At 70.7% G+C, this 15,561-nt stretch carries 10 protein-coding genes; 4 read left to right on the top strand and 6 right to left on the bottom strand.

Annotation, left to right across the window (positions count from 1 at the left end):
• Positions 1-133 precede the first annotated feature (133 nt).
• The gene (locus ACIRON_RS23620) at positions 134-4,012 is read right to left on the bottom strand and encodes a S8 family serine peptidase (RefSeq protein WP_402996033.1); all 3,879 of its coding nucleotides are present in this window, start codon (positions 4,010-4,012) and stop codon (positions 134-136) included.
• A gap of 126 nt (positions 4,013-4,138) precedes the next feature.
• Between ACIRON_RS23620 and ACIRON_RS23615 the strand changes: the two genes are divergently transcribed.
• Positions 4,139-7,015: an ATP-binding protein gene (locus ACIRON_RS23615; protein WP_402996031.1), complete on the top strand. Its 2,877-nt coding sequence runs from the start codon at positions 4,139-4,141 to the stop codon at positions 7,013-7,015.
• Positions 7,016-7,092: 77 nt separating this feature from the next.
• A complete protein-coding gene (locus ACIRON_RS23610; protein WP_402996029.1) occupies positions 7,093-7,347 on the top strand; it encodes a hypothetical protein in 255 nt (84 codons plus the stop codon).
• Between the two features lie 24 nt (positions 7,348-7,371).
• Here the strand turns inward: ACIRON_RS23610 and ACIRON_RS23605 are convergent, their stop codons facing one another.
• From ACIRON_RS23605 to ACIRON_RS23590, 4 genes are all read right to left on the bottom strand, one after another.
• Positions 7,372-8,349: a serine protease gene (locus ACIRON_RS23605; RefSeq protein WP_402996027.1), complete on the bottom strand. Its 978-nt coding sequence runs from the start codon at positions 8,347-8,349 to the stop codon at positions 7,372-7,374.
• Positions 8,350-8,511: 162 nt separating this feature from the next.
• Positions 8,512-9,567 carry a lysylphosphatidylglycerol synthase domain-containing protein gene (locus ACIRON_RS23600; RefSeq protein ID WP_402996025.1) on the bottom strand — a complete coding sequence of 352 codons (1,056 nt, stop codon included), beginning with the start codon at positions 9,565-9,567 and terminating at the stop codon, positions 8,512-8,514.
• 17 nt (positions 9,568-9,584) lie between these two features.
• On the bottom strand, positions 9,585-10,835 hold the full coding sequence (locus ACIRON_RS23595; protein ID WP_402996023.1) for an arginine deiminase: 1,251 nt from the start codon (positions 10,833-10,835) through the stop codon (positions 9,585-9,587).
• Positions 10,836-10,879: 44 nt separating this feature from the next.
• A complete protein-coding gene (locus ACIRON_RS23590) occupies positions 10,880-12,334 on the bottom strand; it encodes a basic amino acid/polyamine antiporter (RefSeq protein ID WP_402996021.1) in 1,455 nt (484 codons plus the stop codon).
• Between the two features lie 109 nt (positions 12,335-12,443).
• On the opposite strand from ACIRON_RS23590, the gene ACIRON_RS23585 reads away from it, so the two are divergent.
• Complete coding sequence (locus ACIRON_RS23585) at positions 12,444-12,998, top strand: LURP-one-related/scramblase family protein (protein WP_402996019.1); 555 nt, start codon at positions 12,444-12,446, stop codon at positions 12,996-12,998.
• A 10-nt stretch (positions 12,999-13,008) separates the two neighbouring features.
• A complete protein-coding gene (locus ACIRON_RS23580) occupies positions 13,009-14,646 on the top strand; it encodes an alpha/beta hydrolase (protein ID WP_402996017.1) in 1,638 nt (545 codons plus the stop codon).
• A gap of 38 nt (positions 14,647-14,684) precedes the next feature.
• On the opposite strand, the gene ACIRON_RS23575 is transcribed toward ACIRON_RS23580, so the two are convergent.
• On the bottom strand, positions 14,685-15,398 hold the full coding sequence (locus tag ACIRON_RS23575) for a S1C family serine protease (RefSeq protein WP_402996015.1): 714 nt from the start codon (positions 15,396-15,398) through the stop codon (positions 14,685-14,687).
• Positions 15,399-15,561 lie beyond the last annotated feature (163 nt).

Raw genomic sequence — 15,561 nt, 5'->3', positions numbered from 1 at the left:
CGGCCCCGCCCGCCGCCCCCCCCCCCCCCCCCCCCCCCCCCCCCCCGGGGGGGGCGGGCGCCCCGCCCCCCCCCCCCCCCCCCCCCCCCCCCCCCCCCCCCCCCCCCCCCCGGTCCGGTTACCTTGTGGGGGCCTACTCGAACGGGTCGAAGTAGGCGACCGTGGCCGCGTCGATGTTGCTGTCGAGACCGACCGGGTCGAAGGACACGGTGCTCGCGCCGGTGACGTACACCCGTCGCTTGCCGTCGGGCCCGCGGTCGATGGCCACGCCGTTCGCGCCGTCCGGTGCGGCCGTCGCGTCGTAGCCGCCCGACCACACCTGCTCGCCGGTGGTCATGTCGTAGGCGATGGTGGTGTAGTCGTTCTTGGTCGCCGAGTCCGTGGTCTCGCCGGTGACGACCGCGTGCGTGCCGTCCTCGGAGATGGTCACGTCCCAGGGGATGTCGAGCCCGTTGGCGGTGCCGTCGTGCTGCGCCGCCCAGACCTGGTCGCCGGTGGCGACGTCGTACGCGACGGTGGCGTAGTCCATGTTCGTGGCTCCGTCGACGTTGCCGGTCACGACGATCGTGCTGCCGTCGGGGGAGACCTCGGTGCCGCGGGGTACGTCGGTGCCGGCTCCGCCGTGCTCCGCCGACCACTTCTCCTCGCCGGTGGCGAGGTCATAGGCCACGGTGTTCCAGTCGACCTGGCGGTCGGTGTTGCTGACCACGCCGGAGACGATGGCGGTGTCCCCGACGATCTGGACCTGGTCGGAGATGTCGATACGACCCTCGGTCCCGTTGCGCAGGGCGTCCCACAGCTGCTTGCCGGTCGCCGCGTCGTAGGCGGCGGTGCCCCAGTCGGTGAGGCCGGTGTCCTGGCCCCGGCTCTGGCCGGTGACGACGATCGTGCTGCCGTCCTCGCTCACCCCGATGGCCCGGGCGTCGTCGGTGCCCTGGACCGGGTCGTCGTAGCGCGAGATCCACAGCTGCTCGCCGGTGGCGGCGTCGTAGGCGACCGTGGCGTAGTCGAGGAGGGTCTCGCCCACGGTCTGGTAGCCGGTGACGTAGATCCGCTTGCCGTCGGGGCTCACCACCAGGTCGTTGATCGTGTCACTGCCGTGACCAGGGCCGTCCAGCCTGGTGTTCCACTTCTCGGCGCCGGTGGCACCGTCGTAGGCGATCGTGACGTAGTCGCCGCCACTGGTGCCGGCCACGTAGATCGTCTCGCCGTCAGGGCTCATCCCGAAGCCACCCGGCTCGTCCGAGCCGCCGTTCGAGCCGTCCCACTGGACCTCCCAGATCGGGTCACCGGTCTTGGGGTCGTAGGCCGCGGTGAGGAAGTCGGTCACCAGACCGCCCGCCACCGGCGGGGCGCTGAACCCGCTCATGTAGAGCCGCGTCCCGTCGGGGTGCAGGAGCAGGTCGGAGCCGGCGTCGGTCGAGCTGCCGAAGACACCGCGCTCGCCGTCGTAGCGGGTCGCCCAGTCCTCCTCACCCGGCCGCTTGGCGCGCAGCACGATGGGCGAGCGGACCTTGTGCGATCCGTCGGTCCAGGACAGCTGGCCGCCGAGGTAGCTGAACAGGGCGGCGTCCTCGAGGGTGAAGGTCACGGTGAAGGTCGCGCTCTCGCCCGGCTCGATCGTGAGCCTGCTCGGCTTGACGTCGACGTCGACACCCTCGAGCCCGGTCACCGACGCCTTGTAGGTCGCCTTCTTGCGGCCCACGTTGGTCACGGTGCGGGTGACGGTCTTCTCCTTGTCGAGCAGCCCGATCCCGATGGACGGCGTGTTCAGGTCGCTCGGGTCGAGCGAGCGGCCGGAGGCCTCGAGGTCGTCACAGGTGCTGTCGAGCACGCCGTTGGTGGATCCGCACAGGAAGGCAATCCAGTCGTTCGTGCCGCTGTCGTAGACGAGACCGGGGTCGGCCGCGGAGTTGGGCTGGACGTGCCCGGCACCCTGCTTGAAGATCACCTTGGGGTCGGTGGCCGCCCCGTCGCGTACGTCCGAGCCGGTGGTCATCAGCGCGGACTTGATCGCCATCGGCGACCAGTCGGGGTGCAGGTCCTGGAGCAGCGCGGCCAGGCCGGCGACGTGCGGCGCGGACATGGAGGTGCCGCTCATCAGGTTGAAGTCCATGCCGCCCTGTCCCGGGGGAGCGACCGCGGCGAGGATGTCCTGCCCGGGTGCGATCACGTCCGGCTTGAGGAGGTCGCCGTTGCCGGCCACGAGCGGTCCGCGGGAGGAGAACTCGGCGGTGTAGGGCGCGTCCCCACCACGCTGGATGGTGGCGGCCTCGATCGTCGCGGTGGCACCGGAGGTGGCGGCGTACGCGCTGATCGCGCTCCACTCGGTGTCGGCCAGGTGCACCGTCGGGACCGAGTGGAAGTCGGAGTTGAGCGAGTTCTCGTAGGCGTTGACGAAGATCATCCCGACCCCGCCGGCCTCGGCGACCGCGCGGCTGGAGTTGACCCGTGCGATGTCACCGCCGCGCTGGCACAGGACGATCTTTCCGGCCACCTTGGCCGGGTCGAGCGCCGGCTTGTCCTTGTTGTCGCTGGCCGGGTAGCAGCGCGAGCCGGCGGTGATCGACACGCCCGGGAGCCGGGCCGCGGCACCGGTGATGAGCGGGGCCGGTCCGACGCTCTCGGGAGCGACCGAGGCGCCGGTGTAGCGGCTGCCGTTGCCCAGGGTGACCGCGCCGGAGGTGGTGCGGTCGTGGGTTCCTGCGGCGACGGTGGTCAGCCACGGTCCCGGGTGGGCGACGGTGGATTCCGTCGGGCCGGAGTTGCCGGCCGAGGCGGACACGAAGATCCCGGCCGCGGCGGCGTTGAGGAACGCCACCTCGGACGGGTCGAGGAAGTCGGTGCTGGTGCCGGAGACCGAGTAGTTGATGACGTCCACGCCGTCGGCCACGGCCTGGTCGATGGCGGCGACCATGTCGGAGTTGTAGCCGTTCGCGGTGGTTCCGTCCTCGGCGGACCACAGCGCCTTGTACGCCGCGATCCGTGCCCGGGGCGCGATGCCGGTGATCTTGCCGAACGCCGCCGCGGGTCCGGTCACCTTGACGCCGTGGTTGCCGCCGGAGGTGGACGCGGTGTGGGTGCCGTGACCGTTGTAGTCACGTGGCGAGTTGAACTCCCAGGGCAGCTCCGCATCGATGCCGGCATCGCCGCCCCAGCCGTCGTTGAAGTAGCGAGCCGTGATCAGCTTGCTGTTGCAGCTCCTGGCCTTCCAGGAGTCGTCGCCGACGGTCTCGGGCGTCTCGCAGGTGCCGCGGAAACCCTTCGGCTTGCCGTGGTAGGTCTTCTTGCCCCGTTCGTCGCGGTCCGAGAAGCTCTTCGACTCCGGCCAGATGCCGCTGTCGATCACGCCGATGACGATGTCCTCGCCCGCGCCGTCGCCGTGCTTGCCGCCCTCGGGCCCGCCGAGCTTGTCCCACAGGCCGTCGCGGTCATCGAGGCCGAGGAAGCTCGCCGTCGACGAGGTGTCGGCCTCGACCTTGGTGTCCTCGTGGATGGCCACGACGCCGGGCTGGCCGGCCAGCTCGGCGGCCTGGGTGCCGCTCAGGTCGGCGGTGAAGCCGTTGAAGGAGTAGACGTACTCCTGGGTCGGCTTGCCGCCCTTGACCTTGGTCAGGGCCGAACGCTGCCGCTCGCGCAGATGGTCGGCGTAGTCGACCGTCTCGCTGGCGGCCGGATCCACCTTGGCGCCCGCGCCCGGCTTCGTCGCCGAGTAGCCCTTGACGTCGCCGTTGTAGGTGGCGACCGGGTCGAGCGCCATCTGGACGATGTACGTCCCGCGCTTGTCGCCCTTCGCCTTGGCCGCCGCGATGTCGGCCGCCTTGGTGACCTCGACACCGCCGGCGTCACGGCTCAGCGCGCCGCTGGTGATGGCGCTGGTGTGGGTGGCCTCGGGGTTCTCGGCCGGTTCATCAGCCCTCGCATCGGGGGCCATCGTGGTGACGAGGGCCGTCGTCGCGGCCAGCGCCAGCGAACGACGGACCCACCGTCGGATCGGGGGATTGCCCTGCATGTCCTGCTCCTCGCATCCTGCTTCCACGGCACGTGGAAGGGGTTTGGGGGAGGCTATGCGTGGAAACGATGGGGACACATCCGTGTCCTACACTGAGGATTGCTCAGACCAGTGGGAGGACGCTTGATGGACGCTCTCACGTCTCGAATCCTGGTCGGCCGCGATGCCGAGCTGGCACAGGTCAGGTCCGCGATCGATGCGGCACCGGCCATCGTAGTCATCGAGGGTGAAGCCGGGATCGGCAAGAGCCGTCTCGTCGGTGAACTCATCGACGACGATCCGAAGCGGCTCTTCCTCCTGGGACACTGCCAGCATCTCCTGGACCCGTTTCCGCTCGGCCCGGTGGTCGATGCGCTGCGTGGTCACGCCGACCGGATCGAGAGGTCGGCTCTGAGCCCGGTGGTCGGGTCCCTGGGTGCCCTGGTCCCCGAGGTCGCCGACCGCCTCCCGCCGCCACCGGAGCCGCTGGCCGACCAGCAGGAGGCCCGGCACTGCACCTTCCGGGCGGCGACCGAGCTGCTCGGACACCTGGCCCCGGGCGTGCTCGTCCTGGAGGACCTGCACTGGGCCGACCGCGTCACCGTCGACTTCCTCGCGTTCCTCGCCGCGCACCAGCCGCCCGACCTCTCGATCCTCGTCACCACCCGGCCCGAGGCCGCTGCCCCGCTGGTCCGGGAGGCCTTCGCCCGGGCGGTCTCCGGGCCGGCGCGCACGGTCACGCTGCGCGAGCTGGGGCCGGACTCGGTCGGCGAGCTCGCCCGGACGATCCTGGCCACCGACGTACCGCAGGAGACCGCCGCGGCGCTCTTCGAGGTGACCGGTGGCGTCCCGTTCGTCGTGGAGGAGGTGCTCCGCACCCTGCTCGAACGCGAGCCCGCCGCCGAGATCCCGCGGCATCCCGACGCGATCGCCGCGCTCTCGGTCTCCACCGCCCTGCGCGATGTCGTACGCGAGCGCGTGGCCGCCCTCGACGCCTTGGCCGTCGAGGTGCTGGGCGCCGCCGCGGTCGCCGACCAGACCGTCGATGCCGGGCTGATCGCCGAGGTCACCGGCCACGACCTGCGCAAGGTCGCGCGGGCGCTCGACGCTGCGTACGCGATCGGGCTGCTGCACGACCACGAGGGGCGGGGCAGGTTCCGTCACGTCCTCGCCCAGCAGGTGGTCTACGACGAGGTGCCGCCGCAGACGCGCCGCTGGCTCCACCTGCGCACCGCCCAGGTCCTGGAGGAGTCCGACGGTGTGGCCCGCTCGGCGCGGATCGCGCACCACTACCAGCGGGCCGGTCGCCCGGCGGAGTTCGTACGCCATGCCGAGGCCGCCGCGGACGAGGCGATCCGGCGGGGCAACGACGCCGTCGCCGCCGACCTGCTGCGCCAGGCGACGGCGGACATGGCGAGCCTGCCGCCCGAGACCCGGGTACGCCTGGCGACCAAGCTCGGCCGGGCCGCGGTCGACGGCCTCGCCCAAGCGGAGGCGATGCCGATCCTGGGCCGCCTGCTCGACGAGGAGGATCTGCCGCCGCGGGCCCGCGGCGAGCTCCGGTTCGCGCTCGGCCGGCTCCAGCGACAGCAGGGACACGCGCGCGACGGCTTCCGCGCGATCGAGCGCGCCGTCCCGGACCTCGAGGGACGCCCCGATCTACAGGCGCGAGCCCTTGCCGTCCTGGCGGTGCCCGAGACCGTGGTCGACGTGTCGATCGCGACCCATCTCGAGCGCTGCGAGCAGGCCGAGGCGGCGGCCGAGCGCGCCGGCGCGGCCGACGTCGGCCTCTCGGTGCTGATCACCCGCGGCTCGCTCCTCCTGGAGCAGGGGCGACCGGAGGCCTGGGACCTGATCGATGCCGTACGCCGCGACGGCGTGCTGATCACCCACCCCCGTGAGCACGCGCGGGCCGCGGTGAACTGGGCCCAGGGGGCGCTCCACAGCGGTCACCTGCGACGTGCCGACGAGCTCGTCGCCGAGGGCCGCGCGGTCGCCGAGGCGGCCGGGTTCGAGCGAGTCATCGAGGTCTATGCCCTGGTCAGCGCGATGGCCGACTACGAGAGCGGCCGCTGGGACGGGCTGGCCGACCGCGTACGGGACCTCGCCACGCCGGGGCTCGGCTTCGGGGCCGCCTCCCTGGACGCCCGCCTGCTGCACGGGCTCGTGCTGACCGCGACCGCGACCGGGACCGACGCGCGCGAGCAGCTGGCCGGGGTGATCGCCGAGTGCGAGCGGGTCGGTTCGGTCTGGCCGCTCATCCCCGCCCAGACCGCGCTGTCGCGGCTCCTGCTCTCCACCGGCGACGCCCACGGAAGCCTCGCCCAGGCGCGGGCCGCGGTCGACCAGGCCGGTCGCAAGGGTCTCTACGCCTGGGCCGCCGCCCCGATGCTCTGCCTGGTCGATGCGGCCGTCGCGATCAGGACGGTGGCCGAGGTCCGAGCCGAGGTGGCCGACCTGGCCCGCCATCTCGGTGACGCCGACGCTCCGGCCGCGCTCGCCGCGGTGCGCACCTGCGAGGCGCTGGTCGCCCAGGCGGACGGGGAGGCGGCGGCCGTCGAACGGCTGCTGGCCTCCGCTCGCCACACCGCGGCCGCCGCCGGACTCGTCTACGTCGCGGCACAGGTCGAGGAGCGGCTCGGCGACTGGCGGTGTACGCAGGCAGCGGACTCCGGCCCGGCGCTCCTCGAAGGCGCGCTGCGCACCTACGGCGGACTCGACGCCCGGCGTGACATCGCCCGGGTCACCCAGCTCATGCGTCGCCACGGGGTGGCCGTTCCCTACCCGTGGCGAGGCGGGCGCCGCGGGCACGGCACCGACCTCTCCGACCGGGAACGGGAGATCGCGCTGCTCGCCGCCGCAGGACGTACGAACCGCGAGATCGCCGCCGAGCTGTTCCTCTCGCCCCGCACCGTCGAGACGCACATGTCGCACGCGCTGCGCAAGCTCGGGCTCCGCTCACGCGAGGAGCTGCGGCGAGACAGCAGCGTGCTCAGCCTGGACGGGGAAGAGGCCGGCCAATGAGTCGGCTCGTGAGTCGGCCCGTGAGTCGGCTCGCAAGCGGGGCCGCGGTCTGTGGGCGCCCGGCGTAGCCTGGGGGTATGAACCCGGACGACGACCTGTACGCCGAGATCCCATCCCTCGATGAGCGGTCACGGCGAGCGCTCAAGGTCGCCGAGAAGTGGATCGGGGAGGGCATCGCGGGTGTCGCGATCGGTGCCGCCGAGGATGGGGGACCGGCGGTGGTGGTCTACGCCCTCGACCCGGCCTCGGCGGCGGTGAGGTCCCTGCCCCAGGAGTGCGAGGGCCTACCGGTGAAGGTGGAGACCGGAGATGCCTTCAGGACCGAGGACTGACGGCATCTCCGGATCCTCAGCCGATCACGGCCAGACACGCACCTGAAGGGCGAGCTGGACCAGCGCGATCGGGTTCAGGATCGTCGCCACGCTCGATCCCGCGAAGAGCAGCCCGACCGGGTTGTTCTGCAGGTCGAGCACCATCGAGCCGGAGTCGCCACCGGCCGACATGTTGGTCGTGATGATCTGGTTGCAGAACTTCGCGACCCTGCCGCCGCCGTAGTTGACGTTGACCGTCGCCGCGATGGCGGTGACCCGGCCGGTGGTGAAGTTCGTGGTGCGACCGGACTTCTTGAGGAGCATCCCGACGGTTGCCGCCTTGGCGGCGGTGGCCGGGTAGCCGTTCCAGTAGACGTCGCGGTCGATCATGTGGAACGGCACCTCCGCGACCGCCGCGTCCACCGAGTTGCAGGTGCCGTCGAACCTGATCGGCACGAACCGGGCCAGCCGACCGATCACGTCAGCCGGCGCCGTTCCCCCGTCGAACGGGCCGGGCTGCAGGATCGGGTCGCCGATGCTGGCGTTGTTGGAGTTGGCGAGCACGTGGTTGTTGCTCAGGATGTAGTAGCGCGGCGGGATCCCCGGGACGGGGTTCAGGTCGTACGCACCCGCGCCGATCGTCCCTGCGGTGATCTTGAAGTGCCCGACGCTGAAGCCCGGTCGAGCCGGACGGATCCGGGTCGCCAGGGTCTGGGCGTCGACCTCCTGGGTCTCCATGAGCTCCGGGCTGCCGCCGGCGAACAGCTGCCCGACCTCGAGGACGTCGGTCGGCTTGCCGTCGACCGTCTTCGGGATGGTGTTCGCCCGGCTGACCAGGTCGGTCGGCATCTTCTGGCTGACCAGCACCATCACGCTCGGCGTCTCGGTCTGCTCGCCGCCCTTGATCTTGAGACCGACCCCGACGCCGACCACGTTCTCCCTGCCGAGCAGGCCCTCCTCGGCCGAAGCCTTCGACCCGGCCACGGCGGTGAGCTCTTCGGGCACCGCCTCTGACTGTGCCATGAACAGATCTTCGTTGTTCATGTTGATTCCCCCTGTGGGCCTCGGGTTCCGGACCTTCCGGAACGACGACCGAAGCCTCATTTTCGAGGAGCGGCGACGGCTGGCCCTGATACGCGGGAGCACCGGTCTCGTGGGCCCACTTGATGACCCGGGCAGCTGTGCTCAGGAGCGCTCGGGCGCGGAGGAATCGGTCACGGCGACCTCGCGCCGCCACGCCGCGATCGCGACTGCACCGAGCAGCACCGGCGCGCCCACGGTGAACACCCGCCACACGATCAGCGCGGCCACGGCCGCCCCCTCGACCTGGGGGCCACCGGCCTCGACCAGGGCGGCGAGGATGAGGGCGTCGACGATGCCGATCCCCCAGAGGGGGAACACGGTGAACGGGAAGGCGAACAGGTAGGCGATCGCGATCCACACCAGACTCACCTCGTCCGCGGTGACGCCGACGAAGCGCAGGCACAGGACGAGCGCGGCGAGGTCGACGACCATCATGCCGACCTGCGAGAGGACGGCCAGGGGGAACCCGCTGTGGAACCGCTCGGAGATGTCGGCCCGGAAGCTCTGGCAGGCGTCGGCCCAGCGATCGGGGTCGACCGATCTCCGAAACCGGCGCACGATCAGCCCAGCGCTGGTTCCGACCGCGCGCGCGAGCGGGTCGCTGCGTACGATCAGGAGAACGGTCACGAGGACGCCGACCGCGATCGCGATGCTGAGCAGCTCGACCCACCGCAACGACGGGTCCTCGCCGAGGCCCAGCAGCAGCATGAATCCGACAAGCGGGCCGGAGAACCTCGCGACGTAGAACGTCAGCGAGTTCATCACCGTGCCGGCGAGGCCCTTGGCGGGGCTGACTCCCCACGACTTGAACATCGCGACCCGCAGCGCGATGTCGCTCGGTGGTGGACCGATGAGGTACATCAGCGTCGCGCCGAGGTCGTTGATGGTGGCGCGGTAGAACGTCACGCCGCGGATGAAGAAGCTCAGAGGCATCGCCAGCAGGATCTGACGAACCAGCACGACGGCGAGCAGCACGATGTAGTGCCACCAGCTGAGGTGCCTCAGCGCGTCCCGGGCTGCCTCCCAGTCGACCCGCCCGACCAGGCGTACGACGATGACGGTGCTGAGCGCCGCCACCACCAGCAGGACGATGCGCGTGATCCAGGCGCGACGTCCGGGACGGGCGTCGCTGACGTCGGGGCCCTCCGGTGTGCTCACTGCGTGGCCGCGATGGCTCAGAAGTCGACTGGATCTCGGCTGATCGGGCAGGTCATGCAGTGTCCGCCACCGCGGCCCCGGCCGAGCTCGGCGCCCACGATGGTGACGACCTCGACCCCGGCCTTGCGCAGCAGCGTGTTGGTGAGGGTGTTGCGGTCGTAGGTGAACACCACGCCGGGCTCGAGAGCGACCGCGTTGTTGCCGCTGTCCCACTGCTGTCGCTCGGACTGGTAGACGTCCCCGCCGGTGTCGATCACCTGGATCGCGGACAGCCCGAGCGCCTGCGCCACGACGTCGACGAAGGCCGCGTCGCCGTGGTCGATCACCTCGACCCCGGGTGGCAGGTCGGAGGGCACCAGGGTGAAGGTGTGTACGGCGTCCATGATCGTCGGGTACAGCGTGACGATGTCGCGATCGACGAACGTGAAGACGGTGTCCAGGTGCATCGCGGCCCGCAGCTTCGGCATTCCCGCGACGATCACCTTCTCCGCGGCTCCCTGCTCGAAGAGGGCCTTGGCGACCTGGGTGATCGCCTGGCGCGAGGTGCGCTCGCTCATGCCGACGAGCACGACCCCGTTGCCGACCGGCATCACGTCGCCGCCCTCGAAGCTGGCCTGCCCCCACTCCTTCTCGGGGTCGCCCCACCACACGGTCGAGCCGACGTAGTCGGGATGGTGCTGGTAGATGGCCTTGTAGAGGAGCGTCTCGTCCTTGCGGGCCGGCCAGTAGAGCGGGTTCATGGTCAGCCCGCCGTACAGCCAGCAGGTCGTGTCCCGGGTGTAGAGCGTGTTCGGCAGCGGGGGCATCAGATACTCCCGGGCACCGGTCGACTCCCGCGCGAGGCCGACGTAGTCGGAGCGGAAGTCGCCGGGCAGGTCGTTGGTGGCGAGGCCGCCGATGAGGAACTCCGCCAACTGCCGGTCCGAGACCGACTCGAGGTAGGTGCGGGTGTCGTCGACCAGGCCGAGGCCGACCTGGTTCGGCACGATCTTGCGATCGAGGATCCAGTCCTTGGCGCCGGCCACCGCCAGCGTCTGCGCCAGCAGGTCGTGCAGCTCGACGACCTCGACACCACGCTGGGTCAGCTTGTTCACGAAGTCGGCGTGGTCGCGCTGGGCGTTCTCGACCCACATCACGTCGTCGAAGAGCAGCTCGTCGTTGTTGCTGGGGGTGAGCCGGCGGTGGGCCAGGCCCGGTGCGCAGACGAGCACCTTCCTGAGCCTGCCGACCTCGGAGTGGACGCCGTACGCGGGCTCCTGCTCGGACATGGGATGCCTTTCTGTTGGGGACGGAGGTCTGTCGGGGACGGAGATCAGAGGGAGATCCAGCCGGACCACAGCCCGAAGACGCCGAGCGCCGCTCCGATGAGGATCGCGCCGAACAGCGCGATCTCGGTGGGGCTGAAGATCCTCCTGCCATGCTCGCTGCGTGCCTTGATGTAGAGCAGCGAGGCCGGCGCGAGGATCAGCGTCATCAGCAGCACGAACTTCAGCCCAGCAGCGTCGAAGAGGAAGATCGTGTAGACGGTGGCGATGCCGGCCACGATCGTCTCCTTGCGACGTACGCCGGCCGGCACTCCTTCGTACGCCTCGCCCGTCAGGCCGAGCTTGAGTGCGTACGCGGCGGCGAGCAGGTAGGGCAGGATCGCCAGGCTCGTGGAGAGATCGAGCATGAAGTTGAGCGCGTCGTTGACGAACAGCGTGAGCGCGAGGAGCCCCTGGACGCCCAGCGAGGTCACCACGAGCGCGGTGATCGGGGTGCCGTTCCGGTTCTCCTGACCCAGGAAGGCGGGCATGTCGTCGGCGCGGGCCGGGATGTACATGACCTCCGCGGCCATCAGCGTCCAGGCGAGGTAGGCGCCCAGGACCGAGACGACCACGGCCACGCTGATGAACACCTCGCCCCAGTCGCCGACCACCGACTCGAAGACCCCGACCATCGACGGCTGCCGGGTGGCGGCCAGCTCCGGCTGCGGGACGACGGAGTAGCTGGAGAGGGTCACCAGCGCGAAGATCGACAGCACGCTGAGGAAGCCCAGCACCGTCGCCTTCCCGACGTCCGCACGCTTCTTGGCGTAGCGGGAGTAGACGCTGGCCCCTTCGATGCCGATGAAGACGAAGGTGGTGATCAGCATGGTGTTGCGGATCTGCTCGTCGAGGCTGCCGAGATCGCCGTAGCCGGTGGCGACCCAGTTGTCGGCGAAGACGCCGGCGTCGAAGGAGATGAACAGGACCACGATGAAGACCAGGATCGGCAGGATCTTGAAGACCGTGACGATCCGGTTGATCACCGCGGCGTCCCGGACGCCGCGCGCGATCAGATAGTGGAAGAACCACACCCCGGTGGTCCCCAGCGTGACCGCGAGCACGGTGTCGCCGTCGCCGAACCCGTCGAAGAACGCGCCGATCGTGGCGCCGATGAAGACCCAGTAGAAGGTGTTGCCGGCCACGGCGCTGGCCCAGAACCCGATCGCGGAGTTGAAGCCCGCGTAGTCGCCGAAGCCGGCCTTGGCGTAGATGAAGACCCCGGAGTCGAGCTCGGGCTTGCGGATCGCGAGGCTCTGGAACACGAACGCCAGCATGAGCATCCCGGCTCCGGCGATCGCCCAGGCGATCAGTGAGCCGAGGATGCCGGTGGCGACCCCGAATCTTGCAGGCAGTGAGAAGACGCCCGCGCCGACCATCCCGCCCACGACCATCGCGGTCAGGGTGGGGAGACTCATCTTTGCTGCAGCGGGTGCCTCGGTGGTGGCCGCGTCAGAACTCATGCCCTCGATCTGATGTCCGATCCGATCCGTCCACCTCACCCATAACGTGTGATCCGTCCCGAATCGTCTGCGACGAGGCTGGGATGGTCCTGTGAAGGGGGAGACGACGATGGGCTTTCGAGACCGACGCGAGAAGCGCCAGGAGGAACGCGAGGCCTTCGGGCGCGGCGGGAGCGCCAGCCGCTTCCAGATGCGCCAGAAGATGATCTCGATCGGTGACGACTACTGGATCGAGAACGAGGACGGCGACCGCGTCTTCCGAGTCGACGGCAAGGCGCTGCGGCTGCGGGACACGTTCGATCTCGAGGACGCCCACGGCAACAAGATCTGCCGCATCCAGACCAGGGTCCTGCACATCCGGGACTCGATGGCGATCGAGGACGCGGACGGCGAGAAGCTCGCGCTCGTGCACAAGGCTCTCGTCTCGCCGCTGCGTGATCGCTGGAAGGTCGACCGCGAGCAGGGTGAGGACTGGACGGTCCAGGGCAACATCGTCGACCACGAGTACGACATCGAAGCCGACGGACGCAAGATCGCCGAGGTGTCCAAGAAGTGGTTCCGTGTCCGGGACACCTACGGTGTCGAGGTCGCACCCGGCGAGGAACCGGCGCTCATCCTGGCGGTGACCGTCGCGGTCGACGCGATGGTCCATCCCGCGAAGTGAAGCGGTCGACGTGCTGCGAGGCCAGCTGCGCGCGCCGTTCGCGGCGACGGCCGGCATGGTGGTGCTTCTCTGGGCGTCGCTGACCCCGTCGTTGATGCCGCGGACCGCGCTCTTCCAGGCGCTGCTCACCGCGTTGTGCATGCTGGCCGGGTACGGCGCGGGCGCGTTGGCCGGATGGCTGGTCCGCAGCTGCGGTGGCCGGTTGGCAGGTCGGGCACGGGTGATCGCATGGCGGGTTCTCGCCGGGGTCGCCGGCGTGGGCACCCTGATCGTGCTGGGGCTCTCGTTGCGGTGGGAGAACGAGGTACGCGACCTGGTCGGCGTCGATCGGGTGGGCGTGTGGCACCTGGTGCTCACCGTGCTGTTCACCGCGGTGCTGTTCGTGCTGCTGCTCGGACTCTCGCGCGGGATCAGGGCGCTGGGCGGCACGATCGGCAGGTTCGTCGGGCGCTACCTCCCCGCTGCGGCGTCGACCGTGATCGGCGGCCTGATCGCCGCGATCCTGATCTACGAGCTGGCCATCGGGGTGGGTGGCAACCGGCTGCTGGGCGCGCTCGACTCGAGCTTCGCCACGATCAACGAGGAGTTCAGCACCGACGTACCCCCGCCCGAGACGCGCGAGCTCACGGCCGGCCCGGCGTCGGCCCAGGAGTGGGAGGACCTGGGCCGCCAGGGACGGGTCTTCATCGCGAGCGCGCCGACCGCCGAAGACATCGGCGAGTTCACCCAGGAGCCCGCCCTGCAGCCGGTGCGCGCCTACATCGGAGCCGGCCACGAAGGCGTCCACATCCGCGAGGAGGCGCAGGCCGCCGTCGCCGAGCTCGACGCGCTCGGTGGCTTCGACCGCGCGGTGATCAACGTGGCGACCGGCACCGGAAGGGGCTGGATCAACGAGAACCAGGCCCAGGCGCTGGAGTTCATGTGGGGTGGCGACACGGCGACGGTCAGCCTGCAGTACTCCTACCTCCCGAGCTGGATGTCCTTCGTCCTGGACCGGCAGCGTGCGCAGGACGCCGGTCTGGCGCTCTTCGACGCGGTCTACGGGCGCTGGCTGGAGATCCCCGAGGCCGACCGTCCGCTGCTGGTGGTGAGCGGGGAGAGCCTGGGCAGCTTCGGTGGCGAGGCCGCCTTCAGCGGGGCCCAGGACCTCGCGACCCGCACCGACGGTGCCCTGTTCGTCGGCCCGACCGCCGACAACCGGCTCTGGAGCCGGTTCACCGAGGAACGTGAGCCGGGCACCCCTGAGGTGCTGCCGGTCCTGGACGGCGGCGAGATCGTACGCTTCGCCGACGAGCCCGACGAGTGGGACCTGCCCGGGGCCTGGGACGGCACCCGGATCGGGTATCTCCAGCATGCCAACGACCCGATCACCTGGTGGTCGCCGTCGTTGGCGGTGGAGCGCCCCGACTGGCTGGAGGAGGAACGCGGCAGTGGCGTCTCCCCGAACGTACGCTGGATCCCCGGGGTGACGATGCTGCAGCTGGGTGTCGACCAGTTCTCCGCCAACTCGGTGCCCCAGGGGCAGGGCCACCAGTTCGGCACCGCTCCGGTGTACGCCTGGGCGGAGATCCTGCCGCCGCCGGGATGGAGCGATCAGCGCACCGACGAGCTGGCCGTGGTGATCGGCAACCGGGTGTGGCTGAGATGACGGACTGCCCGGAAGGCTGAGCCGTCCCGCTGTCGTGCTCAGCCCTGGCTGATCAGGGCCTGGGCAACGGTGCGTACGCGGTCGATGGGGACGGCGAAGCCGATGCCGATGTTCCCGCTGGGTCCGCCGAGGGTGGCGATGGAGGTGTTGATCCCGACGACACGGCCCTCGAGATCGACCAGGGGGCCGCCGGAGTTGCCGGGGTTGATGGCGGCGTCGGTCTGGATCATCTCGGGCCTCGACCCGGAGGAACGGTGTGGTGAGCTGACGATGCCGGAGGTCACGGTGCCGTTGAGACCGAGGGGCGAGCCGACGGCGATCACGGGCTGTCCGATCCGGAGGTTGCCGCTCTGGCCGATGGTGGCGGCGCGTACGGCATTGGGGTTGGTCGCGATCACCGCGATGTCGTTGCGCTCGTCGCTGCCGATGACGCGGCCCGAGGTGGTGCTGCCGTCGGCCAGTACCAGGCTCACCGAGTCGGAGCCCTGTACGACGTGGGCGTTGGTGACCACGTGGCCGACGCCGTCGATGGCGACCCCGGACCCGGTGCCGCGGCCGGCGCGGACCTGCACGACGCTGGGCAGGATGCGCTGGGCGGCGGCCTCGGTGGCGTTGGTCGGCGCCCCTCCCGGGGGTGCGGGGGCCGGGGCGGCCATGGTGCCCGCGGTGGGCTCGCGGTCCGGAGCGAGGAGGGTGATCGCGCCGCTGGTGACCGCGCCCGCGGCGACGGCCGCCGCGAGGGTGAGTGTCACGGTGCGCATACGCCGTGGTCGCACGGCCTGCGCGGCGAGCGGCTCCGGGTCGCCGGCCGGCGGGCGCCGGGGAGGGGCCGCGTCGGGGGACCCAGGTGGGGCGACCAGTCGCACCCTGCCGTAGCGGTCACGCACCACACGTCGTGCCGGAGGGGGCGCCGAC

It is taken from the genome of Nocardioides sp. NPDC101246, assembly GCF_044767415.1.
GTDB lineage: Bacteria > Actinomycetota > Actinomycetes > Propionibacteriales > Nocardioidaceae > Nocardioides.
The sequence above is the reverse complement of the archived record's forward strand: the minus strand, read 5'-3'. Positions and strand labels throughout refer to the sequence as shown.